Source organism: Embleya australiensis (assembly GCF_051903075.1).
In the GTDB taxonomy this organism is placed as follows: domain Bacteria; phylum Actinomycetota; class Actinomycetes; order Streptomycetales; family Streptomycetaceae; genus Embleya.
The window spans coordinates 2,875,356-2,898,970 of record NZ_CP182422.1; the positions used below are offsets into that span (position 1 = coordinate 2,875,356).

The 23,615-nt window shown below is 73.1% G+C and carries 20 protein-coding genes and 2 pseudogenes; 15 read left to right on the top strand and 7 right to left on the bottom strand.

Features of this window, described 5'->3' with window-relative positions; genetic code table 11:
• Positions 1 to 3 precede the first annotated feature (3 nt).
• The gene (locus tag ACMXN5_RS12100; protein ID WP_439675260.1) at positions 4 to 1,170 is read left to right on the top strand and encodes a molybdopterin-dependent oxidoreductase; all 1,167 of its coding nucleotides are present in this window, start codon (positions 4 to 6) and stop codon (positions 1,168 to 1,170) included.
• The gene (locus ACMXN5_RS12105) at positions 1,167 to 1,640 is read left to right on the top strand and encodes a hypothetical protein (protein ID WP_439675261.1); all 474 of its coding nucleotides are present in this window, start codon (positions 1,167 to 1,169) and stop codon (positions 1,638 to 1,640) included. The genes ACMXN5_RS12100 and ACMXN5_RS12105 overlap by 4 nt, the downstream gene beginning before the upstream one ends.
• Before the next feature lie 48 nt (positions 1,641 to 1,688).
• Here the strand turns inward: ACMXN5_RS12105 and ACMXN5_RS12110 are convergent, their stop codons facing one another.
• From ACMXN5_RS12110 to ACMXN5_RS12120, 3 genes are read right to left on the bottom strand one after another with little or no spacing between them, the layout of a single operon-like run.
• A complete protein-coding gene (locus ACMXN5_RS12110; protein ID WP_439675262.1) occupies positions 1,689 to 2,369 on the bottom strand; it encodes a class I SAM-dependent methyltransferase in 681 nt (226 codons plus the stop codon).
• The gene (locus tag ACMXN5_RS12115) at positions 2,366 to 2,986 is read right to left on the bottom strand and encodes a TIGR04282 family arsenosugar biosynthesis glycosyltransferase (protein ID WP_439675263.1); all 621 of its coding nucleotides are present in this window, start codon (positions 2,984 to 2,986) and stop codon (positions 2,366 to 2,368) included. The genes ACMXN5_RS12110 and ACMXN5_RS12115 overlap by 4 nt, the downstream gene beginning before the upstream one ends.
• Entirely contained in the window at positions 2,983 to 3,675 is a 693-nt protein-coding gene (locus ACMXN5_RS12120) for a glycosyltransferase family 2 protein (RefSeq protein ID WP_439675264.1), read from the bottom strand. Before ACMXN5_RS12120 ends, ACMXN5_RS12115 begins: the two co-directional genes overlap by 4 nt.
• A gap of 277 nt (positions 3,676 to 3,952) precedes the next feature.
• Here ACMXN5_RS12120 and ACMXN5_RS12125 point away from each other — a divergent pair, with 277 nt between their 5' ends.
• Complete coding sequence (locus tag ACMXN5_RS12125) at positions 3,953 to 4,645, top strand: response regulator transcription factor (RefSeq protein WP_439675265.1); 693 nt, start codon at positions 3,953 to 3,955, stop codon at positions 4,643 to 4,645.
• The gene (locus ACMXN5_RS12130) at positions 4,642 to 5,760 is read left to right on the top strand and encodes a sensor histidine kinase (RefSeq protein ID WP_439677992.1); all 1,119 of its coding nucleotides are present in this window, start codon (positions 4,642 to 4,644) and stop codon (positions 5,758 to 5,760) included. Before ACMXN5_RS12125 ends, ACMXN5_RS12130 begins: the two co-directional genes overlap by 4 nt.
• Before the next feature lie 38 nt (positions 5,761 to 5,798).
• On the opposite strand, the gene ACMXN5_RS12135 is transcribed toward ACMXN5_RS12130, so the two are convergent.
• Positions 5,799 to 6,794 (bottom strand): NAD-dependent epimerase/dehydratase family protein, encoded by a 996-nt coding sequence (locus ACMXN5_RS12135; RefSeq protein ID WP_439675266.1) that lies wholly within the window; start codon positions 6,792 to 6,794, stop codon positions 5,799 to 5,801.
• 138 nt (positions 6,795 to 6,932) lie between these two features.
• Here ACMXN5_RS12135 and cofD point away from each other — a divergent pair, with 138 nt between their 5' ends.
• Entirely contained in the window at positions 6,933 to 7,895 is a 963-nt protein-coding gene (cofD, locus tag ACMXN5_RS12140) for a 2-phospho-L-lactate transferase (RefSeq protein ID WP_379999931.1), read from the top strand.
• A complete protein-coding gene (locus ACMXN5_RS12145; RefSeq protein ID WP_439675267.1) occupies positions 7,895 to 9,229 on the top strand; it encodes a coenzyme F420-0:L-glutamate ligase in 1,335 nt (444 codons plus the stop codon). The genes cofD and ACMXN5_RS12145 overlap by 1 nt, the downstream gene beginning before the upstream one ends.
• Positions 9,230 to 9,590: 361 nt before the next feature.
• Here the strand turns inward: ACMXN5_RS12145 and ACMXN5_RS12150 are convergent.
• Positions 9,591 to 10,034: pseudogene (locus ACMXN5_RS12150) on the bottom strand (SRPBCC family protein); the annotation flags it as partial.
• A gap of 123 nt (positions 10,035 to 10,157) precedes the next feature.
• The gene (locus ACMXN5_RS12155) at positions 10,158 to 11,087 is read right to left on the bottom strand and encodes a DNA-3-methyladenine glycosylase family protein (RefSeq protein ID WP_395800264.1); all 930 of its coding nucleotides are present in this window, start codon (positions 11,085 to 11,087) and stop codon (positions 10,158 to 10,160) included.
• Between the two features lie 82 nt (positions 11,088 to 11,169).
• On the opposite strand from ACMXN5_RS12155, the gene ACMXN5_RS12160 reads away from it, so the two are divergent.
• Positions 11,170 to 12,369, top strand: a complete 1,200-nt coding sequence (locus ACMXN5_RS12160) for a glycosyltransferase family 4 protein (RefSeq protein ID WP_439675268.1) — start codon at positions 11,170 to 11,172, stop codon at positions 12,367 to 12,369.
• Positions 12,370 to 12,410: 41 nt separating this feature from the next.
• Here ACMXN5_RS12160 and ACMXN5_RS12165 read toward each other — a convergent pair whose 3' ends face one another.
• Entirely contained in the window at positions 12,411 to 13,553 is a 1,143-nt protein-coding gene (locus tag ACMXN5_RS12165; protein ID WP_439675269.1) for a peptidoglycan recognition protein family protein, read from the bottom strand.
• A gap of 124 nt (positions 13,554 to 13,677) precedes the next feature.
• Between ACMXN5_RS12165 and ACMXN5_RS12170 the strand changes: the two genes are divergently transcribed.
• The 8 genes and pseudogenes from ACMXN5_RS12170 to ACMXN5_RS12205 all read left to right on the top strand — a co-directional run bounded on the left by ACMXN5_RS12170 (position 13,678) and on the right by ACMXN5_RS12205 (position 23,587).
• Positions 13,678 to 14,424, top strand: a complete 747-nt coding sequence (locus ACMXN5_RS12170; RefSeq protein ID WP_395800258.1) for a TIGR03089 family protein — start codon at positions 13,678 to 13,680, stop codon at positions 14,422 to 14,424.
• A gap of 96 nt (positions 14,425 to 14,520) precedes the next feature.
• Positions 14,521 to 15,879: an LCP family protein gene (locus ACMXN5_RS12175; protein ID WP_439675270.1), complete on the top strand. Its 1,359-nt coding sequence runs from the start codon at positions 14,521 to 14,523 to the stop codon at positions 15,877 to 15,879.
• 255 nt (positions 15,880 to 16,134) lie between these two features.
• Entirely contained in the window at positions 16,135 to 18,291 is a 2,157-nt protein-coding gene (locus ACMXN5_RS12180) for an LCP family glycopolymer transferase (RefSeq protein ID WP_439675271.1), read from the top strand.
• Positions 18,292 to 18,447: 156 nt separating this feature from the next.
• Positions 18,448 to 19,953, top strand: a complete 1,506-nt coding sequence (locus ACMXN5_RS12185) for an LCP family protein (RefSeq protein WP_439675272.1) — start codon at positions 18,448 to 18,450, stop codon at positions 19,951 to 19,953.
• A gap of 347 nt (positions 19,954 to 20,300) precedes the next feature.
• Positions 20,301 to 22,142 carry an LCP family protein gene (locus ACMXN5_RS12190; protein ID WP_439675273.1) on the top strand — a complete coding sequence of 614 codons (1,842 nt, stop codon included), beginning with the start codon at positions 20,301 to 20,303 and terminating at the stop codon, positions 22,140 to 22,142.
• 223 nt (positions 22,143 to 22,365) lie between these two features.
• The gene (locus ACMXN5_RS12195; protein ID WP_439675274.1) at positions 22,366 to 22,857 is read left to right on the top strand and encodes a GNAT family N-acetyltransferase; all 492 of its coding nucleotides are present in this window, start codon (positions 22,366 to 22,368) and stop codon (positions 22,855 to 22,857) included.
• Between the two features lie 65 nt (positions 22,858 to 22,922).
• Positions 22,923 to 23,117 (top strand): annotated as a pseudogene (locus tag ACMXN5_RS12200) (hypothetical protein); the annotation flags it as partial.
• On the top strand, positions 23,114 to 23,587 hold the full coding sequence (locus ACMXN5_RS12205; protein ID WP_439675275.1) for a DUF6299 family protein: 474 nt from the start codon (positions 23,114 to 23,116) through the stop codon (positions 23,585 to 23,587). The pseudogene ACMXN5_RS12200 and the gene ACMXN5_RS12205, both read left to right, overlap by 4 nt.
• Positions 23,588 to 23,615: the final 28 nt, after the last annotated feature.

Below are 23,615 nucleotides of genomic sequence, written 5' to 3' on the forward strand. Positions count from 1 at the left end.
CCCATGAAGCTCGACATCCGCCTGCCGGAGCCGCCCGCCGTGTTGCGGCGGGGTCCGTTCCGGGCCGGGGCCTTCCGTGACACGCTGCACGATCCGCGCACGGCCGTGGTGGTGGGCCGGTTGCTCGGTCCGGCCTTCCTGGTCTGCTTCCTGACCGGGGTGTACAGCCATGTGCTGCAACATCAGCCGCACTGGCTCGCGTTGCCCGCGCGGCCGGTGTGGGGGTATCGGGTCACCCAGGGGCTGCACGTGGCGACCGGGATCGCCGCGGTGCCGTTGCTCCTGGTGAAGTTGTGGGTGGTGTATCCGCATCTGTTCGCCTGGCCGCCGGCGAAGTCGGTGGTGCACGCCTTGGAGCGGTTGTCCGTCGCGGTGTTGATGATGGCGGCGATCTTCGAGCTGGGCACCGGTTTGTTGAACGTCGTCCAGTGGTATCCGTGGCCGTTCCCGTTCGTGCCGGCGCACTACTGGATCGCGTGGGTGGCGGCGGGGGCCATCACGCTGCACGTGGCGGTGAAGTTGCCGCTGATCGTGGCGCATTGGCGCCGGCCGCGCGGGGCGCCGGCGGATCCGCACGGGCCGTCGCGACGCGGGTTGTTGACCGGGCTCGGCGCGGGGGTGGGTGTGGTCACGCTGGCCACGGTGGGGCAGACGGTGACGCCGCTGGGGCGGGTGTCGGTACTGGCGCCGCGGCGGGCGGATCTGGGGCCGCAGGGGCTGCCGGTGAACCGGACGGCGGCCGCGGCGGGCGTGTTCGCGGCGGTGCGTGATCCCGGGTGGCGGCTGGAGGTGGCCGGGCCGCGGCCGTTCGCGCTGTCCCGGGCGGAGTTGTTGGCGATGCCGCAGAGTCGGTCGGTGTTGCCGATCACGTGTGTCGAGGGCTGGAGCGCGTCGGCGCACTGGTCGGGGGTGCGGATCCGGGATCTGCTGGAGCGGGCGGGGGCTGCGCCGGGGGATCGGCTGCGGGTGTTCTCGCACGAGCGGTTCAGTCCGTACTCGGTGATGGACATGCCGGGCGAGTGGACCGACGATCCGCTGACCCTGCTGGCGCTGATGCTCAACGGTGCCCCGCTGGCCGAGGATCACGGCTATCCCGCGCGGATCATCGCGCCGAACCGGCCGGGCGTGTTGCAGACGAAGTGGGTCGCCAGGATGGAGGTAGTGCGATGAGTACGGCGTTCGAGCCGCCGCCGGTCGCGCCGCGTACGGGGCGGGTGGTCACGGTCGTTCGCCTCGTGCTCGGGGCGGTGGGCCTGGCCGGGATCGGGTGGGGTGTGGTCGGGGTCCGCGACGACCCGTTCCTGCGCGATCGGCTGGGTCTGGCGAAGTGGCTGGTCGGTGGGTTGCTGCTGCACGACGCGGTATTCGCCGTGGTGGTCTTCGTGGTCGGCGCGCTGGTGATGCGGGTGCGGCCGGGGCCGCCCGCGTGGGTGCGCCGGACGGTGCTCGGCGGGCTCGCGGTGGGGGTGGTGGGCACGCTGATCGCGCTGCCGGCGCTGTTGCGGCCGCTGCCCACGCAGAATCCGTCGGTGTTGCCGCTGGACTACGCGGACGGGCTGGCGATCGTGTGGGGCGTGGTGGTGGCGGGGACGGCGCTGGTGGTGGGGTGGCGGTACGCGCGGGGGCGGGGGCACGACTGAGCGGGGGCGGGTGGGGCACGGGCGCGCGCGGGCGGGATCGGCCCCGGGTCAGTGCTGGCGCAGGGCGGCGAACGTGCGGTTCGTGTGGGTCCAGCTCTCGGTCGGGGTGAACGCGTGGGCGGGGGCGAGGCGGCGGAGGGACGGGGTGCCGATCCTGGCCCAGCGGAAGGCGCCGCCGTGGCCGCCGCCCGCGTTCTCGACCCGGGCCGCGAAACGTTCGTGGACGTCCTGGGGGTCGGTCTCGACCAGGAGCAGGCCGCCCGGGGCGAGCAGGGTGTGCATACGGTCGAGCAGCCGGGCCGGGTCGCCGCCGATGCCGATGTTGCCGTCGGCGAGCAGCGCGACCGCCCAGCGGCCCTCCCCCGGCAGCGGCTCGAACACCGAGCGGCACAGCGCACTCGCGCCGGCGGCTCGGCTGCGGGCCACCGCGGCCGGTACCGGGTCCACGCCGAGCGCGGCCACCCCGCGCCGGGTCAGCGCGGCGGCCAGCCGGCCCGGGCCGCAGCCGACGTCGAGGGTGGGGCCGGTACAGCGGGCCAGCAGGGTGTCGTCGGCGGCGTCCGGCTCGGCGCACCAGCGGGCCAGTTCGAGGCGCTGCCGCCGACCGCCGTGCCGGCGCAGGTAGAGCGCGCCGCCCTCGCGCAGCGCGACCGCGTAGGGATCGGCGGCGTCCGCGTACGGATCGCTCGCGGCGTTCGTCCCGGGCGTCGGCTCGTGGACCAGGGTCATGCGTACACCCCGTCGCCGAGCAGCGCGCGGGCCACGCCGGCGCAGTGTGTGCCGGGGATGTCGCGGGTGACGGCGGCCAGGTCGTCGGCCGTGTCGATGTCGGTCAGGGTGGGCAGGTCGCGCACGGTCAGGCCGGCGGCGAGCAGCCGGGCGCGCTGTACCGCGCCGGTCTCGGGCACCGACATCGGCACGCCGGGGAAGACCGAGGGATCCGGTCGGCGCATGCCGATCGCCCAGAACCCGCCATCGGTTGCCGGGCCGAACCACGCGTCGGCGGCCGACCAGTCCACGCTCAGCAGGTCGGGGGTGATCTGCGGGGTGTCCATGCCGACCAGCAGGGTCGGCCCGGTACAGCCGGCGAACGCGGCGGCGAGGCGCAGGTCGAGGCCGCCGCCGTGCTGCGGGCACACCTCGAAGCCGGGCGGCAACCACGGCCCCGGCGCGCCCGCGAGCACCAGGACGCGGCGGCGGGCGGGTGTGGCCAGCACCGCCGCGAGCGTGTCGGCGAGCGCGGCCTCGGCCACCGCGGCGGCCTGGTCGGGGGTCAGCGGCGGGGTCAGCCGGGTCTTGACCCGGCCCGGGACGGGAGCCTTGGCGATCACGAGCAGCGTGGTCATGCGGGCCGCCCGGGGCGGACCAGTACCGCGCTCATGTCGCGCACGGCCGTGACGGTGCCGCGTACCGTGCCGGTGACCTTGGAGCGGCCCGCGCGCGGGTGGTAGAGCACGTCGACCTCGGCGATCCGCCAGCGGGCGTCGGCGGCGCGGACCACCGTCTCCAGCGGGTAGCCGGAGCGCCGGTCGCGGACGTCGAGGGCGAGCAGGTCGGCGCGCCGGGCGGCGCGCATCGGTCCCAGGTCGTGCAGGCGGGCGCCGGTGCGCCCGCGCAGTCGGCGGGCGAGTACGGCGTTGGCGAGGCGGGCGTGGAGCGGCCAGGCGCCGAGGCTCTGCGGGCGGCGGCGGCCGAGCATCAGGTCCGCGTCGCCGGCGCGTACCGGGTCCACCACCTCGGGCAGTTGGGCGGGGTCGAGGGACGCGTCGCAGTCGCAGAAGCAGACGATCGGCGCGGTCGCGGCGAGCAGCCCGGCGTGGCAGGCGGCGCCGAATCCGCGCCGCCGCTCGACCACCACCTCGGCGCCCAGCGAGCGGGCCAGGTCGGCCGAGCCGTCGCGCGAGCCGTTGTCCACCACGAGGGGGCGATATCCGGCCGGCATCCGCGCGAGCACCCAGGGCAGCGCGCGGGCCTCGTCGAGACAGGGCAGCACCACGTCCACGGTGTGGGCGGCGGAGGGCGCCGCCGAGTGCATCGCAGATGGCTCTGTGGAGTGAGCTGTGGAACGGGCCGCGGAGTGTGGTGCGGCCGGCTCGGCGGACCGCGCCGCGAAATGGGCCGCGGATTGCTCCACGGCATGTGCTGAAGAGGCGTCCATGCGGCTCACGCTAGGTAAGCGTGCGGCGTGTACCCAGGCATGACGTGCTTACGAAGTACTGACGTCGCGTCGATACGGCCGTGTGGGTTACGGGCCGCTTACGGATCCGACCCGCGCCGGAATCGTCCACCTTCGCGCACCTACACTCGCCGGCATGAAGGTGCTCGTCGTCGACGACGACCCGACCGTGGCCGAGGTCGTCGTCGGCTATCTCGAACGCGCGGGGTTCCACACCGCGCACGCCGCCGATGGACCGTCCGCCCTGGACCTGGCCGCCGCCGACCCGCCGGACCTCGTGGTGCTCGACCTGATGTTGCCGGGCATGGACGGCCTCGACGTATGCCGGCGGCTGCGCGAGCGCGGCCCGATCCCGGTGGTGATGCTGACCGCGCTGGGCGACGAGGGCGATCGGGTGCTCGGTCTGGAGGTCGGCGCGGACGACTACGTCACCAAGCCGTTCAGCCCGCGCGAGTTGGTCCTGCGGGTGCAGTCGGTGCTGCGCCGCGTCGCGGGGCCCGTCGCGGCGGCGGTGCCGTCGGTGCTTCGGCACGCCGACGTCGAGGTGGACGTGCGCGCCCACCGGGTGCTCCGCGCCGGCCGCGAACTCTCGCTCACCGCGCGTGAGTTCGACCTGCTCTGCTTCTTCCTGGGGGCGCCGGGCCGGGCCTTCACCCGGGAGGAGTTGATGCGCCGGGTGTGGGGGTGGGAGTTCGGCGACCAGTCCACGGTGACCGTGCACGTACGGCGCCTGCGGGAGAAGATCGAGGACGACCCGGCCGCGCCCCGGCTCCTGGTGACCGTGTGGGGCGTGGGATACCGCTTGGAGGTCGAACCCGGGTGCCGGTGAAGGATTTCGCGCTGATCTGCCTGATCGCTGCGGGCAGCGGCCTGGGGGTCACGCTGCTCGGGCTGCTCGGCCTGCGGGGGTTGCGCAACCGCTCGTTGTCGGTCGCGCTGGCCGCGATGTCGGTGGTGACGATAGCCGGCATGGCCGCGGGCACCGTCGGCGTCTCCCAGGCGATGTTGTTGTCCTCGCACGACCTGACCGTGGTGATGGTGGTCTGCGCCGTGTCGGCGGTGCTGGCGATCGCCGTGGCGATGGTGCTGGGCCGCCCGGTGGTGGCCGACGTACGGGCGCTGCGCGGTACCGCTCGGGCGCTCGGCGGCGGGCCGCCCCCGCCCGCGCCGCCGCGGCAGGTCTCGGCCGTGGCCGAACTGGCCGAGCTGGGCCGCGAGTTGGAGCGCGCCGGGGTACAGCTGGCCGAGTCGCGCGCCCGCGAGCGCGCGGTCGAGCACGCGCGCCGCGAGTTGATCGCGTGGATCTCGCACGATCTGCGCACTCCGCTGGCGGGTCTGCGAGCGATGGCGGAGGCGTTGGAGGACGGCCTGCCCGAGGACCCGGCGCGCTATCACCGGCGGATCCGCACCGAGGTGGATCGGCTCAGCGGCATGGTGGACGACCTGTTCGAGCTGTCCCGGATCCAGGCGGGCGCGTTGAAGTTGTCCCCGGCCCGGGTCTCGCTCTACGACCTGGTGGCGGACGCGATGGCGGGCACCGAGGAGTTGGCCCGGTCCCGCGCGGTCCGGGTGGCGGGCGAGGACATGGTCGCGGTGCCGGTGCGGGTGGACGGCCGGGAGATGTCCAGGGCTTTGACGAACCTGCTGGTCAACGCGATCCGGCACACGCCGTCGGACGGCACGGTGGCGGTCGGCGTGCGCACGGCCGCCGGCGAGGTGGTGGTCTCGGTCACCGACGCGTGCGGCGGCATCCCGGAGGAGGACCTGCCGCGTGTGTTCGACACAGGCTGGCGGGGCACCCACGCCCGCACCCCGTCCCCGGCCGGCGGCGCGGGTCTGGGCCTGGCCATCGTCCGCGGCATCGTCGAAGCCCACGCGGGCCGGGTCGCGGTCGCCAACACGGGCACGGGCTGCCGCTTCGAGGTGCGCCTGCCGACGGGGTGAGGGCGGGGGTGCTCCGGGCCCGCCGGCCGGCGGGTCGCTCACACGTGGGCGAACTGGGCCATGCCGTCCGCGAATTCGATCTGGGCGCGCCAGCCGAGTTCGGCCTCCAGCCGGGCCGCGGAGGCGGTGATGTGGCGCACGTCGCCCAGTCGATACTCCGCGGTGGTGATCGGCGTCGGGCCCGCGTGCGCGGCCGCCAGGGCGAGGGCCATCTCGCCCACCGTGCGCGGCACGCCGGTGGCCACGTTGTACGCCCGCAGACCGGGCGTCGAGCGCTCGAAGGCGGCCAGGTTGGCCGTGGCCACGTCCCGTACGTGCACGAAGTCGCGCCGCTGGCCGCCGTCTTCGTACACCCGAGGCGGCAACCCGGCGCGCAGCATCGAGCGGAAGATCGCGGCCACGCCCGCGTACGGGGTGTCCAGCGGCATTCTCGGGCCGTAGACGTTGTGGTAGCGCAGGGCGGTGGCCACGCCGCCGGTGCTCCGGGCCCACGCGCCGGCCAGGTGCTCCTGGGCCAGCTTGGTCGCGGCGTAGACGTTGCGCGGGTCGGGCGCCGCCTCCTCGGAGATCCGTCCCGGCGTCACCTCCATCCCGCACACCGGACACGGCGGCTCGAAGCGCCCCGCCTCCAACGCCTCGATCGGCCGCGCACCGGGCACCACGTCACCGTGCTCGGCGCACCGCCCCAGTCCCTCCCCGTAGACCACCATCGAACTGGCCAGCACCAGCCGCCCGATACCGGCGCGCCCCATGGCGGCCAACAACACCGCGGTGCCGAGGTCGTTGCAGCCCACGTAGTCGGGTGCGTCCCCCAGATCCAGCCCGAGCCCGACCTTGGCCGCCTGATGACACACCGCGTCCACACCGACCAGCGCCCGCGCCACCGCATCCGCGTCGCGCACGTCCCCGACCACGGAGTCCACACCCTCGACGGACACCAGATCGAAGACCCGCACCTCGTGCCCGGCCTCGACCAGGCACTCCACGACATGCGACCCGATGAACCCGGCTCCGCCGGTGACAAGGATCCTCATACCGCCCAAACTAAGTCGCTCCGCGCCGCCTCATCCCCCCACACGCCCCGATGTCACCCGTTCGTAAGACCTGCCGTCGTGGCGCGTCGGGTTCGCCCACCCCGGCGCTTCGGTGTCGGGTGCTGCGAGACTGGTTTCATGCGCATCGTTGTACTGGCCGGAGGTATCGGCGGGGCTCGGTTTCTTCGGGGGCTCAAGGCGGCCGTTCCGGAAGCGGAGATCACCGTCGTCGGCAATACCGGGGACGACATCCACCTGTTCGGGCTGAAGGTGTGTCCGGACCTCGACACCGTCATGTACACGCTCGGCGACGGCATCAACGAGGAGCAGGGCTGGGGGCGTCGGGACGAGTCGTGGAGCATTCGCGAGGAGATGGCCGCCTACGGGGTCGAGCCGACCTGGTTCGGGCTCGGCGACCGGGACTACGCGACCCACATCGTGCGGACCCAGATGCTCGGCGCCGGGTATCCGCTGTCGGCCGTCACCGAGGCGCTGTGCGCGCGGTGGCAGCCGGGGGTGCGGCTGATCCCGATGAGCGACGACCGCGTCGAGACGCACGTGGTGATCGATGATCCGGACAAGCCCGGCACCCGCAAGGCGGTGCATTTCCAGGAGTATTGGGTGCGGCTGCGGGCCGCGCCGACGGCGCACGCGATCGTGCCGGTCGGGATCGAGACCGCCAAGCCCGCGCCCGGCGTGTTGGAGGCGATCGCCGAGGCCGACCTGATCCTGTTCCCGCCGTCGAATCCGGTGGTCAGCATCGGCACCATCCTGGGCGTGCCCGGCATCCGGGAGGCGCTGGTGGCCGCCGAGGCGCCGGTGATCGGCCTGTCGCCGATCATCGGGGGCGCCCCGGTGCGCGGGATGGCCGACCGGGTCCTGGAGGCCGTCGGTGTGGAGACGAGCGCGGCGGCGGTCGCGCAGCACTACGGCCCCGGTCTGCTCGACGGCTGGCTCGTGGACACCGCCGACGCGGCGGCCGTGCTGAGCGTGGAGGCCGCCGGCATCCCGTGTCGGGCGATCCCGCTGTTGATGAGCGATGTCGAGGCCACCGCCGAGATGGCCCGGGCCGCGCTCGCGCTCGCGGACGAGGTGCGGTGATGGTCGCCCCGCCGAGCGGCTACTCGATCCTGGGCGTGTCCGGGCTGCCGGAGATCGGCGAAGGCGCCGACCTGGCCGCGCTGATCGCGGACGCGGCGGCCGGTCCCGACGGTCCCGGACTGCGCGACGGCGACGTGCTCGTGGTCACCTCGAAGATCTTCAGCAAGGCCGAGGGGCGGCTGCTGCGCGGGGTCGATCGGGAGAAGGTGATCGACGCCGAGGCGGTCCGTCTGATCGCCCGCAAGGGGCCGACCCGGATCGTGCAGACCCGGCACGGCTTCGTGATGGCGGCGGCCGGTGTGGACGCCTCCAACACCGAGCCGGGCACGCTGTTGTTGCTGCCCGAGGATGCGGACGCCTCCGCCCGGCGGTTGCGCGCCGCGCTGGCCGAGCGGGCCGGCGTGCGGGTGGGCGTCGTGGTGTCGGACACCTTCGGCCGGCCGTGGCGCAACGGGGTCACCGACGTCGCGATCGGCGTCGCCGGGCTGGACGCGGTCGACGACCACCGGGGCCGGATCGACACGCACGGCAACGAGTTGGCGGTGACGATCACCGCCGTGGTCGACGAACTCGCGAGCGCCGCCGAACTGGTCAAGGGCAAGGCCGGCGCCGTCCCGGTGGCGGTGGTGCGCGGCCTCGCGCACCTGGTCACCGAGGCCGACGGGGCCGGAGTGCGCCCGCTGGTGCGCGGCGCCGCGGACGACATGTTCCGACTCGGTACCGCCGAGGCGGTCGCCGAGGGGGCCCGCACCGCGATCACCGCCCGACGTACGGTGCGCGCGTTCACCGACGAGCCGGTGGATCCGGAGGCGGTACGCCGCGCGGTGGCCGCCGCGATCACCGCGCCCGCGCCGCATCACACCGTGCCGTGGCGCTTCGTGCTCCTGGAGAGCGCGCCGGCCCGGATCGCCCTGCTCGACGCGATGCGCTCCCGCTGGGTGGCGGATCTGCGCGCGGACGGCCTGGACGAGGACCGGATCGCCCGGCGCGTCGGGCGCGGCGACGTGTTGCGCAACGCGCCGTACCTGGTGGTGCCGTGCCTGGTCACCGACGGCGCGCACGCCTACCCCGACCCGGTGCGCTCGCGGGCCGAGCGGGAGATGTTCACCGTCGCGGCGGGCGCCGCCGTACAGAATCTGCTGATCGCGCTGACCGCCGAGGGCCTGGGCTCCGCATGGGTGTCGTCGACGATGTTCTGTCCGGACGTGGTGCGCGCCACGCTCGCGCTGCCCGCCGACTGGGACCCGATGGGCGCCGTCGCGGTGGGCCGGCCGGCCGAGCCGCCCCGGGAGCGTCCGGCCCGCACGGTGGACGACGTGATCGTGGTGCGCTGAGCGCGGCACCGGGCGGCGGAACCCGGACAGGCGAAGGGGTGGGCCCGCGACGGGCCCACCCTTTCGTCATGGTTCACCGCGGTGCGTCACCGCTCGGCGCTGCCGGCCCGGAATCGGCGGGCCCACACCGCCGCCGACGTGGGGTCGGGGGCGGTGTCCGGCCGATGTCCGGGGGCTTCACGCCTGATCAGTAGCCCTGCGTCCCGCCGCCGACGGTCGGCGGAGCCTGCGGGCGCGGCGGCGGGATGTGCCCGCCGCCCGGGGCTCCGGTCCGCCCGGGAGTGGGCGGCATGCCGGGGCCGGGGTACGGCGGAGGCGGCGTCTGCGGCAGATCGGCCGACCCGTGGCTGCCGGGCGGCTCGACCTCACCGCGCCAGCCGCCGGTCTCCTGGCCCCGCTCCTCCACGAACGACTTGAAATGTTCCAGGTCGCCCTTGGTCCGGCCGCGGACGAAGCCGAGCTTGTCGCCGACCGTCTCCACCAGGCCATCGGGGTCGAACTCCATCTGGAACATCACGCGGGTGTGTACGTCGTCGAGCCGATGGAAGGTGACCACACCCGCCTGATGCGGGCCGTCCACGGTCTTCCACGCGACCCGTTCGTCGGGCCGCTGCTCGGTGATCTCGGCGTCGAACTCCCGGGTCACTCCGGCGATTTTGGTCACCCAGTGGGTGTGTGTCGCGTTGATCTGGTCGATCCGTTCGACCCCGCTCATGAACCGCGGGAACTCCCGGAACTGGGTCCACTGGTTGTAGGCGGTGCGGACCGGCACGTCCACGTCGATCGAGTGCTGGACGGTCGTCACGAGCACTTCCTCCTCGTTCTCGGTGTCGGTTCCGAGCTGCCGTGCTGCGCAGCCGGGTCCTTCACCCGAACGGCTGCCCGAGGCCCCGGGAGACAAACGTGCCGCCCGCCGAGGGACGCCCGTTCACAGGGTCCTGCCGGTGAAGTGCGGGCGCGGGGCGTAGCGGGGCGCGCGGCGCGGGACCTTGACCCCCGACATGCGGATCAGCAGCGCGGCCCGGTGCCGGTTTCCCCCGTAGCAGGCGAGGAGTTCGAGCATTCCGGCGTCGTCCACGGCGTGCCCGGCGAGCGCGAAGCCGATGGTCTTGGGCAGGTGCAGGTCGCCCACGGACAGCGCGTCGGGGTCGCCGTGCGAGCGCTGCATGGTCTCGGCTGCGGTCCACACCCCGATCCCGGGCACCAGGCGCATCAGCCGGGCCGCCTCGGGGTGCGACACCTCGGTGGTCGCCTCCAGGCGGCCCGCCACCCGGGTCGCCTCGATCACGGTGCGCGAGCGGCGCCCGTCCACTCCGGCGCGGGCCCAGTCCCAGGACGGGATCAGCGCCCAGGTACGCGCGTCGGGGATCACCCGCAGGCCCGCCGGCGCCGGGCCGGGCGGGGCCTCGCCGTACTTGCCGAGCAGCAGCCGAAAGGCCCGGCGCGCCTCGATCGTGGTGACCTTCTGCTCCAGGATCGAGGGCACCAGGGCGGCCAGGACCAGCGCGCTGCGCGGCATCCGCAGGCCGGTGTACCGGCGTTGCGCGTCGCGCACGATCGGGTGTCGGGCGACGAGCGCGGCCGGGTCGTCGTCGGCGCCGAGCAGCGCCGGCAGCGCGTGCAATTGCCACTCGGCGCCCGGCCCCCACGCGCTCGCCTCGATCTCGCCGGTCGCGGGTCGGTCGATCACCCGCAGCGTGCACGGCCCTTCGGGGGTGCGCGAGGTGCGCCACACCGAGCCGTCGGCGCCCGCGTGGTACGTCGGATCGCTGTGTCCCCGGCGCAGTTGGCCGAGGGTGAGCCGAAGATCGAGGGCGAACCCGGGACGCCACACGCGCCGGTGGGCACTGGGGTGCAACGGGCTCTCCTCGGGGTCCGGGTTCGGACCGCCACGGTACCTTCCCGGTTTTGTGCCGATGTGCGCAGAGCAGACTTCAGCTATGCGGGTGATGGCGTTCGGCACCTATGACACGACCGTCCACCCCCGGGTGGGAATCCTCATCGAGGGCTTGCGGCGGCACGGCATCGAGGTGGTGACCTGCAACGTTCCGCTCGGCCACATGGACGCGGGCCCGATGGTCCCGCCGCCGTCGGCACACCCCGGGATCCCCCGCCAGCGAATACGGCACGCGCGGTGCATCGCGGAGCTGGTGGCCAAGGCTCGGCGCGCGCCGCGCCCCGACGTGGTGATCGTCGGCTATCAGGGCCGGCTCGACATCCAGATCGCGCGGCGGTTGTTCCCCGGGGTGCCGCTGGTGCTGGACCACCTGGAGAGCGTGGACGACGTGGCCGATCGGCTGGGCCACGCCGCCCAGGCCGAACTGCGCAAGGTGGACCGGATCGAGCAGGCGGCGATCGCCGCGGCGCGACTGGTCCTGGTGGACACCGAGGAGCACCGCCGGGTGCTCGCGCCGGCGCAGCGGGATCGGGCCGTGGTGGTGCCGATCGGGGCGGCGCCGGTGTGGTTCGACGCGGGGCGGGCGGGCCCGAAGGCGTCCCCGGACCCGCTCGGCGACCCGTCGGCCGAGCCGCGACCCGACCCGCTACCGGAGCCCGCGGCCGACTTCGAGCCGGGCTTTCGGCCGGGCGAGGACCTGCGGGTGATCTCGGTCGGGCTGTACTCGCCGGTGCAGGGCGCACCGGTGATCGGCGCCGCGCTCAGTCGGCTGGACGGCTATCCGATCACCGTGACCATGATCGGCCGCGGCCTCCAGGCCCAGCGTACGAAGGACCTGGTCGGGCCGAACGCGCCCCGGGTGACCTGGCGGACCTGGGTACCCGAGGCCGAACTGCCGCGCCTGGTCGCCGCGCACGATGTGTGCCTGGGGGTGTTCGGCACCGGCGCCAAGGCGTTGCGGCTGGTGCCGAACAAGGTTTTCCAGGGCGCTGCGGCGGGGTGCGCGGTGCTCACCTCGGACACCGCGCCGCAGCGCCGACTGCTGGGCGCGGCCGGGTTGTTCGTCCCGGCGGGCGACTCCGACGCGCTGGCCGACGCGCTGCGCCGGCTGGCCCAGCATCCGCCGGAGGTGGCCCGACTGCGCGCGGCTGCGGTCGCGTTGGCGCGGGAGCGGTTCGTCCCCGAGGCGGTGGTCGAGCCGCTGGTGGAGCGCCTGCGGGAGATCGTGGACAAGCGGGGGTAGCCCGCCCGCCGCGCCGTCCCCCGCGCGCGCCGGGACAGGACCTAGCCCAGCCGCACGGCCACGTCCTTGCGGATCGCGGGCAGTTGCTCGTAGAGCGCCTGGCCGGGGCACTCGGTGTTGAACGCGTCCCGGTGGCCGGAGATCACGTCGAAGGAGTGGGTCGAGCCCTTCGGGTAGCGACTGCCGCTGTCGGAGGAGGTCAGCGTGACCCGGCCGGTCGGGTCGCGGTCGTCCAGGCCGAGCTTCCAGGCGATCAGGGCGGACAGCGCGATCAGCATCTGCCCGGGCGGCTCGGCGCTGGTGTAGGTGCCCATCGCGGCCACGCCCATGCTGTCCGTGTTGAAGCCGAGCGTATGCGCGCCGAGCACCGGCTTGTCCACCCCGCCTGCGCGGCCCTCGAAGACCGTGCCGCACTGGTCGACCAGGAAGTTGTAGCCCACGTCGGCCCAGCCGTTGGTCAGCACGTGGTAGCGGTAGATGGAACGGAGCACCTTGGGCGAGTCGCTGCACGGGAAGTCGTTGCCGTCGGCGGTGTGGTGCACGAAAGCGGCGCGCACGGTGCCGGTGTACTTGAACTTCGCGTCCCGCAGCGACTCGTCCGCGCCCCAGTCTCGGCGGGCCACGATCGCGGGCTGCTCGGCGCGGCCCTTGTCCCGGCCGTCGACCCTGTTCGGCCGGGTCGGACGCGGCGGCATGCGGTCGACGATCGACTCGCCGGGGTCGACGAGTTCGGCTCGCAGGTCCGTCGGCAGCGCTCCGGCGAGCACGCCCACGCGGATCTGGACACCATCGGAACGACCGGCCCAGAACGGCTCGGTGCCGCCGCGGACGCGGCCCTCGGCCGGCCCGATCCCGTCGCCGCTCGCGTGCAGCGCGCGCCAGGGGCTCCATACCCCGCCGGTGCGGGTGCGTACGTGGACGACCACCCGCGCGCCCGCGGCCGGGTCGGGGTCGGCCCAGGTGACGCCGAGCAACGAGAAGGCCGCGGTGTCGCGTTCGGCGGTCAGTACCCCGGTCCGGCCCTCGCGGGGCGCGGCGACGTCGGACTCCTGTTCGATCCCGGTCAGCGGGAGGGTGATCGTGGTACCGGGGGTGCTCGGTCCCGCGTCGGCCTGCGCGGGAGGTCCGGCTAGCACGGTCGGCACGGCGAGGGCGACGATCGACAGCACGATTCTGGTGAACACGGGCGGGCCCTCCATCGTGGGCGGTGGAGTCGTTCGGGTGCCCGGTCCCGCCACAACGCTTGTACCAAATGCAGCAATTACACCCATTTGTCGTACGAATTCATCCGCTCGATAGGCTGGGCGCATGCCCAGCACTCCGGTCGATCAGTTGCGCTCCGCGCTCGCCGCCGACTCCGCGCGGCCCTTCACCACCTTCTACGACGACGCCACCGGCGAGCGGGTCGAGCTCTCCGTGGCGACGTTCGACAACTGGGTCGCCAAGACCGCGAATCTGCTGCGCGACGACCTCGCGGTCGAGCCCGGCGCCCGGGTGTCGCTGCTGCTGCCGGCGCACTGGCAGACCCAGGTGTGGTTGCTCGCCGCGTGGTCGCTCGGCCTGGCGGTGACCTTCGACGGCGATCCCGCCGACGCCGACGTGGTGGTGTCCGGCCCCGAGACGCTCGATCGGGCGGCGAGTTGCCCCGGCGAGCGGGTCGCCTTGGCGCTGCGGCCGATGGGTGGGCGCTTCCCCGAGCCGCCGGCCGGCTTCCTGGACTACGCGGCGGAAGTGGCCGGACACGGCGACCGGTTCGTGCCCGACGGCTCGGCGCGCGCCGATGCGCCGGCGCTGATCGAGGCCGGCCGCGAGTACACCGCCGGCGACCTGGCCGCGGCGGGCGAGGCCGCCGCGCGGGAGTGGAACCTCGGCCCAGGTGATCGCTTGCTCACCTCTTCGAGCTTCGCCCGAACGGGTGGATTGCGGGCGGGCCTGCTCGCGCCCCTTGCCGCGTCCGTACCCGTCGTCGTATGCCGTCACCTGGACGAATCCCTGCTGGAGCGGCGCATCGAGGCGGAGCGCGTCACGCGCGCCGTCACCCGTTCCGCCGACTAGTCCATGACAAGACGGGTCGGGCTGCGCTTTCGTGGCCCCGACCGCCCGTAGTGCCGTGCCCGGCGGTCCCTCAGCAGGCGGGGAGGCGTGGGGTTCATGGACGTGTGGGATCACCTGTACCGGTCCGAACGTGCGCCCGAACCCGACGTGCCCGAACCGGCGGCGTGCCCGGCGTACGAGTCCACCCCGGTCGACGCCGCCGCCGGTCGGGCCGCCACCCGGCGCGCGCGCCGCAGGCGCGACCGGCGGCGCCGGGTGTTCCTGCCGATCGGGGTGGGCATCACGCTGATCCTGCTGACCAGCGTCTCGGCCGCCTACGTCGCGTACCGGCGGCTCGACGGCAACATCAAGACCGACCCGGTCAACGGCAAGCTCAACGCCGACCGTCCCGACGTGGGCGGCAACGGCAAGGGCAAGCCGATGAACCTGCTGATCATCGGCTCGGACTCGCGGGCCGGCGAGAACCGCGCGCTCGGCGGCGGGGGCGACCTCGGCGAGCGTTCGGACACCACACTCCTCGTGCACCTGACGTCCGACCGCGAACACGCGGTGGTCATGAGCATCCCGCGCGACCTGCTGGTGACCGTGCCCTCGTGTGTGACCAGGGACGGGGCGCGCTCGGCCGAGCAGCGCGGGGTGATGTTCAATTCGGCGTTCGAACTCGGCGGCGCGGCCTGTACGCGCAACACCGTCGAGAAGGTCACCGCGATGCGGGTGGACCACCACATCATCGTGGACTTCGCCGGCTTCAAGGGCATGGTCGACGCGGTCGGCGGGGTGGAGATCTGCCTGCCCAGGACCGTGCAGGACCGCGAGGGCAACATCTCGTTGTCGGCCGGCCGGCGCAAGGTGCACGGCCGGGAGGCGCTGGACTACGTACGGCTGCGCCACGACATCGGGCTCGGCGGCGACGGCAGCGACCTGGGCCGGATCAAGCGGCAGCAGGCGTTCGTGGCCTCGCTCGCCAAGCAGATCCGCAGCGGCGACACGCTGACCAGTCCGACCCGGCTGTTCGCCCTCGCCGACGCGCTGACGAAGTCGATCCGGGCGGACGAGGGTCTGGACTCGGTCTCCGCGCTGGTCGATCTCGCGCGCGGGATGCGCGACCTGGAGACGAAGAACATCACCTTCGCGCACATCCCGGTGTACAACCCGCCGGACGACAACAACCGGGTCGCGCTGATCCAGCCCGACGCGCGGCGGTTGTTCGACGCGGTCAACCACGACGAGCCGCTGGACGGTCGGCGCAAACCGGGCGCGGAACCGGCGCCGGCCCCGGTCGCGCCGGCGGGTGGGGCGGTCCCGGCCGGTGTGCCGGCGCGAGCACTCGGCGGTCCGGGCGCGATGCCGGCATCCGCCGCGCCCGGGGGCGGCGCGGTTCCGGTCGAGCCGGTGAAGCCGCCGGTGAAGGCCGAGATCCGCGACGGGGACCAGGACATCTGCAAGGCGAACTGATCGCGCGTCATCGCGGCCGGAGGCCGGCAGCCCACCTGGCGGCCGACCCCGGGAGTCGCGCACGATAACGTGCCGGCAGCCGTGCGGGCCGGGTCGACACGTGGTGTTGTGACGGTTCGCGTGACCTGTGTCACACGCACAAGGGTGCACGCAACTCGAAGAACCGGCGCCACGTCTATCAGTGCAACGGCCGCCCCACGCGCGGTTCGTCGCTTGATGAGCGTTGGGCGCCTTGGGGAAAGAAGCAGACACGACGTGAGTGACAGCGAACGGGCCGGCAAGCAGGCCGGATCCGGTCGGGACGCGAGCCCGGAAACGGCGCCCGAGTCCCCGACCGAACCGGACATATCCACGACTCCGCCCCCGAACGGGCCGGTGGGGGACGCGGACGCCGGCAACGCGCGGGACGCGGAGGCGGCGGGCGCGGAGGAGCCGGGCACGGACGCGGCCGCGTCGGGCGCGGACGCGGTGGACCCGGACGCCTCGGGCGCAGCCGCGTCGGGCGCGGACGCGGGGCCCGCGACGCCGACTTCGGGTACGGCGACCGGGCCCGACACGGCCGAACCGGTAGGCGAATCGGCGGCGGCCGGCCCTGTACCCACACCGGGTGCCGAGGACGCCGCCGTGGCCGCCCCTGCCGCAGAGGCGGGCGCGTCGGCCAAGGTCGGCGAACGCGCAGCGGCCGAACCGGGCGACGGCACGACGGGCAACTCGGGCGAATCAGGCGGAGGTTCGGCGGCCGAACCGGGCGACGGCACGACGGCCGATGGCGCGACCACCGAGGGCGCGGTGGCCGAGGTGGCCCCCGACGCAGCGGGCACGGCGGCAGATGGCGCGACCACCGACGGCGCGACGGCCGACACGGCGGGCGCCGCAGGCGCTCCGGGCGACGCCACCACGGCCGAGGGCGGCGACGGTGCGACCCCGGCCGGGACCCGTGCGGCGGGACCCTCCACCGCCCCCACCACCACCCCTCCCCCGGCCGGCAGCGACCCGCTCACCGCCGCCGTGGCCGCGATGGCCGCCGACGGCGGCAAGGCGGCCGACCGGCGGGCCCGGCGCGACCGCCGCCGCCGGGTGTACAAGCGCATCCTGATCGGCGTCACCGTCACCGTGGCGCTGAGCCTGGTCGCCGGCAGCGTCGTGGTCTACACCCTGTACCGCAAGCTGGACGGCAACATCACCTCCGAGGACCTGAGCGCGAAGCTCGGCCCGGAGACCGAACGCCCGCAGGTGGCGGCCGGCGCACACGACGCGGCCAACATCCTGCTGATGGGCTCGGACGACCGCAGCGGCGACAACAAGCAGTACGGCGACGTCGGCGAGGGCACCAAGCGCTCCGACACCACGATCCTGCTGCACCTCGCCGCCGACCGGAAGAGCTCGGTCGCGGTCAGCATTCCGCGCGACCTGATGGTGGACATCCCCTCCTGCGTCCGGCCGGACGGCAGCAAGTCGCGGGCGTACCGGGACCAGTTCAACCACGCGTTCGAGATCGGCGGCGCCGCCTGCACGATCAAGACCATCGAACAGATGACCAAGGTCCGGGTCGACCACCACATCGTGATCGACTTCTCCGGCTTCAAGGAGATGGTCGACGCGGTCAACGGCGTCGAGGTGTGCCTGAGCCGCCCGATGCGCGACACCGCCGCCAAGCTCGACCTGCCGGCCGGCAAGCACAAGCTCGACGGCGAGCAGGCGCTCGGCTACGTACGCGCCCGCAAGAACGTCGACGACGGCAGCGACACCCAGCGGATGACCCGACAGCAGCGTTTTCTGGCCGCGCTCGTTAAGAAGGTCAAGGTCGGCGACATGCTGACCCAGCCGTGGAAGTTGTACAACCTCCTCGACGCCGGAACCCGGTCGATCACCGCCGACCCGGGACTGAGCTCGCTCAAGGAGCTGATGGACCTGTCCGACAGCATCAAGGGCATCCCGAACGACAAGGTCGCGTTCCTGACCGTGCCCCGTCAGCCGTACCGGTTCGACACCGACCGGGACGAACTGGTCCAGCCCAAGGCGGACCGGCTGTTCGAGGCGATCCGCTTCGACCGGGTCGCGGTCGGCGCGGGCGTCAGCGGCAAGGACGAGAACGGCTTCGAGAACAACGGCGAGGTGCGGATCGAGCAGCCGGCGACCCCGCTGCCGTCCACCCGCACCACGATCGACGAGAACGGCGAACGGGTGACCGTCACCCCGACCGCCCCGGGCACGGGCGCGACCGGCAAGGGCGCCACGCGGTCCCCGGCCGGATCCACCCCGCCGAGTACGGGGGCGCCCTCGTCGACGTCCACGGCAGACCCCACTTCGAGCAGCGGCATCCCGTCGGCCACGCCGACCACGCCCGCAGACACGAGCCCGATCGTCACCGTCTCGGGGCGGACGGCGGAACAGGACGTGTGCGCGGGCTGATTCATCGACACCGCATCAGGGAGAGCCGGGGACGTCGCCGACCGCGACGCCCCCGGCAGGTCGCCGGAGGGGACGCCACGCATGGGCACGGACGCGGAGACCGGAACCGGGGGACCCACGGCACCCGGTGGACGGGACGGACGCAGAAAGAGCACAGTGAAGAAGCGCCTCAAATGGATCGCGATCTCCGTGGTCGGTGTCCTGCTGATCCTGGCCGGCAGCGCATACGGGTACATCCGGTACCTGAACGGGAAGCTGCACCACACCCAGATCACCGCCGACAAGAACAACCGACCACCGGCGTCCCCGAAGGACGCCCAGGGCCGAAGTCCGATGAACATCCTGCTGATCGGCAACGACAGCCGGATCGGTGAGGGCCGGCGCTACGGCGCGGAGGGGCACGAAGGGCTCGCCGACGTGGCGATCCTGATGCACCTGTCCGCCGACCGTTCCAACGCCACGCTGGTGAACATCCCCCGGGACACGATGGTGGACATCCCGCGATGTGAGATCGGCAAGGGCAAGGACAAGAAGGTCACCGAGGCCCGGTTCGGCCAGTTCAACGACAGCTTCCGCAGCGTCGGCGCGCCGTGCACGGTGGCGACCGTGGACCGGATGCTCCAGGTACGCATCGACCACTACGTCGAGGTGAACTTCAAGGGCGTCCGCGACCTGACCGACGCGGTCGGCGGCGTGCCGATCTGCCTGGACGCGCCGATCCACGACCCGGTCCTGTCCGGACAGCGCGGCGGCACCGGACTGGACCTGCCGGCCGGCCCGAACACGCTGAGCGGCAACGACGCGCTGCAATTCCTGCGCGCGCGCCACGCGTTCGGCGACGGCAGCGACCTGGCGCGGATCGAGGCGCAGAAGGTGTTCCTGGCGTCGCTGGCGCGCGAGTTGAAGAGCAACGCGAAACTGACCAACGTGGACGGCATGTTCCGGATCGCCAACAGCGCGGTCGGCGCGTTGACCGTCGACAACGACCTGGCGGGCGTGGACAAGCTGATCGACCTCGCCGACGAGATCAAGAAGGTGCCGGAAAAGCGCATGGCGTTCACCACGCTGCCGACCGAGACCTACCGGCCCGCGCCGGATCAGGTCCAGCCCAGACGGCCCGCCGCCGACAACCTGTGGGCCGCGATCCGCGCCGATCGGCCGTTGACCGCGGGCGATCCGGCCACGGATCCGCCGCCCGCGCCGGTGACCGAGGCGCCGGCACCGCCGCAGACGATCGCGCCGTCCGACGCGGCGCAGATCCGGGTGACGGTGGACAGCGGGAGCGCGCGGAAACGAATCACCCCGGTGGTCGACGCGCTCAAGCGGCTGGGTTTCAAGGCGACTTCGGGTACGTCCATGCCGGACGGGCGGGAACACGCCAACAGTCGGATCACCTACCCCGACGGCAGGCAGGAACAGGCCAGGGCGATCGCCGTGGCGCTGAACCTGCCGGAGACCGCGCTGGAGGCGGCCCGTGCGGGGGAGAGCACGATCAAGCTGCTGATCGGCGCGGATCTGCCCGACGCGGACGCCGGCGGCAGCGGCGCGCCGACGGGTCCGGCGAGCGCCGGGCCCGAGCGGGTGCCGGAGCCGCCCAAGGCGGCCGACCTGAACCTGGAGACGGCCGACAACACGAAGTGCGCCTCACCGCGCCGGAAATGACCGGCGGGCGGTCGAGGGGGGCACGCGCGACGTGCGGATCAGGACGCTCGTGCGTGCTCCTCCTCGACCGGTCGACGACCGGTCCATGACCGGCTGTCGACCGACTGACGACGGATCGGGAACGGTCGGATCAGGTTTTTGTGCCTTTTCCGATGATCCGAGTGTCAGGACTTCGCAGTCTCGGTGACCATGGCGAGATCTCGCCGGTTATGGTGGCTGCTTCATACCGACCATCACTTATCACCGTCGGGTTCCGTGGGTGGCTCCGGAACCCCGGTGTCGCCAAGAGGACCGTGCACAGCCGGGGGGATCGTGCGGCGGCGGGTACAGCCGGAGGGGATCTCGGCGTGAACAGAGGGAACGGGCCGCATCGTGGCGCGCCCGGGGACAACGATCCCCTGGGCGGCATGGACGACGCGGACGTCGCGGACATGTGGGTGATGAACCCGGACACCGGCAGCTTCGAGCTGCGGGCGCCGGGCGGCGGTGTGGTCGATGCCCCCGGCACGACCCGGCCGCGCACCCCCGGGGCGGCGGGTACGTCCGAGGGCCGGCGCCGGCCGTCGGCGGTGGAGGCCGCCTCGGGCCGGGGCACCGGCTCGGATCAGGGCGCCGCCGCCGACGCGCCGCCGTCGTCGGCGCGTCGGCGGGGCGCGGGAACGGCCCCCGCCGGGCGCGCGGGCGCCCGCAACGCCGCCGCGGGCAGGGACAAGTCCGCGCCCAAGAGCAAGGTGAAGAAGCGGCTCAAGTGGATCGCGCTCACCGTGGTGGGGCTGATCGTGGTGCTGGCCGGCACGGCGTACGGCTATATCAAGTATCTGGACAGCAAGATATCCACCACCGCGAAGAACGCGGGCAGCGAAGGCGTCCCCAAGGCGGAGGAGGACGCGTTCGGACGCAGGCCGCTGAACATCGTGCTGATCGGCAACGACAGCCGTAAGGGTCTCGGCAAGAAGTACGGCGCGTCCGAGCACACCGAGGGCCTGGCCGACGTCACGATCCTGATGCACGTATCGGCCGACCGCAGCAACGCGACGCTGGTCAGCATCCCCCGCGACACCATGGTGCAGATACCCAAGTGTGTCGTGGACGGCAAGACGTATCCCGCGTCCAACGGGCCGCAGTCGTTCAACGAGAGCCTGGCCAACGGCGGTCCGCCGTGCACGGTGTCCACGGTCGACAAGATGCTCGGGGTCCAGGTGGACCACTACATCATGATCGACTTCACCGGCGTGAAGAAGATGACCGACGCCGTCGACGGCGTGGACATGTGCATCTCGGAGCCGATCAACGACCCGGTACTGCCGAACCAGCAGGGCGGCACCGACCTCAAGCTCGACGCCGGCAACCAGAACCTCAGCGGCGAAACCGCGCTGAAGTTCCTGCGCGCGCGGCACGCCTTCGGCGACGGCAGCGACCTGGCCCGGATCAAGGCGCAGAAGGCGTTCCTGATGGCGCTCACCCGCAAGCTCAAGAACAGCGCGTCGTTGACCAACGTCCAGGGCATGTTCAAGATCGCCAACATCGCGGTGGAGTCGCTGACCGTGGACAACGGCCTCGGCGGCGTGGACAAGCTGATCTCGCTGGGCAACCAGTTGAAGAAGGTCCCCGAGAAGCGGATGGCGTTCACCACGCTGCCGGTCGAGGAATACCCGCCGCTGCCCAAGGTCAAGGTGCAGCCGAAGCAGCCCGAGGCCAACAACCTGATGGCGATGCTGCGTACGGACACCGCGGTCACCAAGGACGACAAGCCCGCGGAGCAGCAGCCGGCGGCCCCGCCGACACCGGAGGCGCCGAAGGTGGACCCGGCCACGCTCAAGGTCGACGTCCGCAACGGCAGCGGGGTCAGCAAGCGGGCCAACGAGGTGGCGGCGGACCTGGTCGGCCGCAAGTTCGTCGCGGTCAGCGCGGGCAACGCGAAGGACGGCAAGACCCACGCGACCAGCTCGATCACCTACCCCAAGGGCCGCCTGGACGCCGCCAAGGCCCTGGCCGCCGCGACGGGCCTGCCCGACAGCGCGCTGACCGAGAGCACGTCCGCCGCGGTAACCCGCTTCGAACTCCTGATCGGCAAGGACTACCCGGGCACCGCCCCGCCCAACAACGCGGCCCCACCCACGGAGCCCCCCAAGAACATCGACATGGAAACAGCCGACAAAAACATCTGCGCGCCCAAGAAAAACCGCTGACGCACCACCCGCCAACGGCCGCGCCTCGCCCTCGAAAAGAGGGAAGAGGCGCGGCCGTCGCACGCCGGATCCCCCACCGACCGGCCGCCGGACGGCGAAGCGTGCGGCCGGGCGCCGAACAGCCGGACGGGCGGCGGGCTGGGTGGGCGCCGATCGGCCGGGCGGGCGGCGGGCGGCCAGGAATGGGTTTGACGGGGGGACTGGGGGTGGGGAGGGTTTGGGGGTGGATGGGTTTCGGGTGGTGCTTCGGCGGTTGGATGAGGCGTTGTTGGCCTCCCTGTTGGATGCGGCCGTGCGCGGGGCCGAGCCGGGGGAGGTCATGCCGGTCGAGGCCGGAGCGGCCGGGTGGACCGCCGATCGGCGGGCCGCGTTTTTGGCCTTTCATCACGAGTGGGCCGCCACGCCCACCACCTACGCGATCCTGGTCGACGACGTGGTGGTCGGCGCCGCCCGCCTCCAGCCGACCCCGGACGGGGACCTGGAGACGGGCCTGTGGATCGGCCGCGAACACCGGGGCCGAGGCGTGGGCCGCGCCGTCGTCGCCCTCCTGCGCGCCGAGGCCCGAGCCCAGGGCGCGCCCCGCGTCGTCGCCACCACGACCGACGCCAACACCGCTGCCCGACGCCTCCTCACCGGCGCCGGCGCCCACCTGCACACCCGCGCCACCCCCACCCCCGACGGCGACACCATCGAAGCCACCCTCGACATCGACTGACCCGCCCCCTCCCCGCGCTTCGGCGGCCGGCGACCGCCGGCGATGAGTTGGGTCGGTGTTCGTTCGTCGACTTCGTACAGGTGACGGTCTTTCCCGTGATCACCGGTCGCAGCGGAGTGGACCGGATCCTCCGGGACGCGGCCGACTTCGACCTCGACCTGATCGAGAGCCGCACGCTCGACGGCCACACGCGGCCCAATTCCCCCGTTCGTACGCGTGAACGGAACCTTCGGGGGTGCGGATCGTTGGCGTCGGCATGATGATCAGTTCCGGCCGTACGGCCATGGCCCTGTCCGTCGGATTCGCCGGGCTCGCACTCGCGTTCGTCCCCGTCGCCGCACAGGCACACGCACCGGCGCAGCCCCAGGCCCGCCGGCTCCCGGTCGCGGGCGACCAGGTTTCGCTCGACCCCACCGTGTGGGTGACGGCCGACGGGACCGTCACGATCTCCGGCACCTACAGCTGCTCGGCCGACCACACCGGGACCGTGTTGGTCGGCGGCAACGTCAGCCAGGCCGGCCTGCACTTCTCGGTCGGTGGCAGCGCCGCCACGTGCGACGGCCTGACGCACGACTGGCGCAGCTCCGCGCGGTCCCCGCTCGACTTCGTACCCGGCCCCGCGCGCGGCGACGCGACGCTGCTCGAACTCCTGCCCGGCGAAGGTGTGGTCCCGGTGGTGCCGAACATCCTCGCGCGGAACACGCGCGACGTGACGATCACCCGCGCCTGACCCCACGCCCGGCCGGACGCCCCGCCCG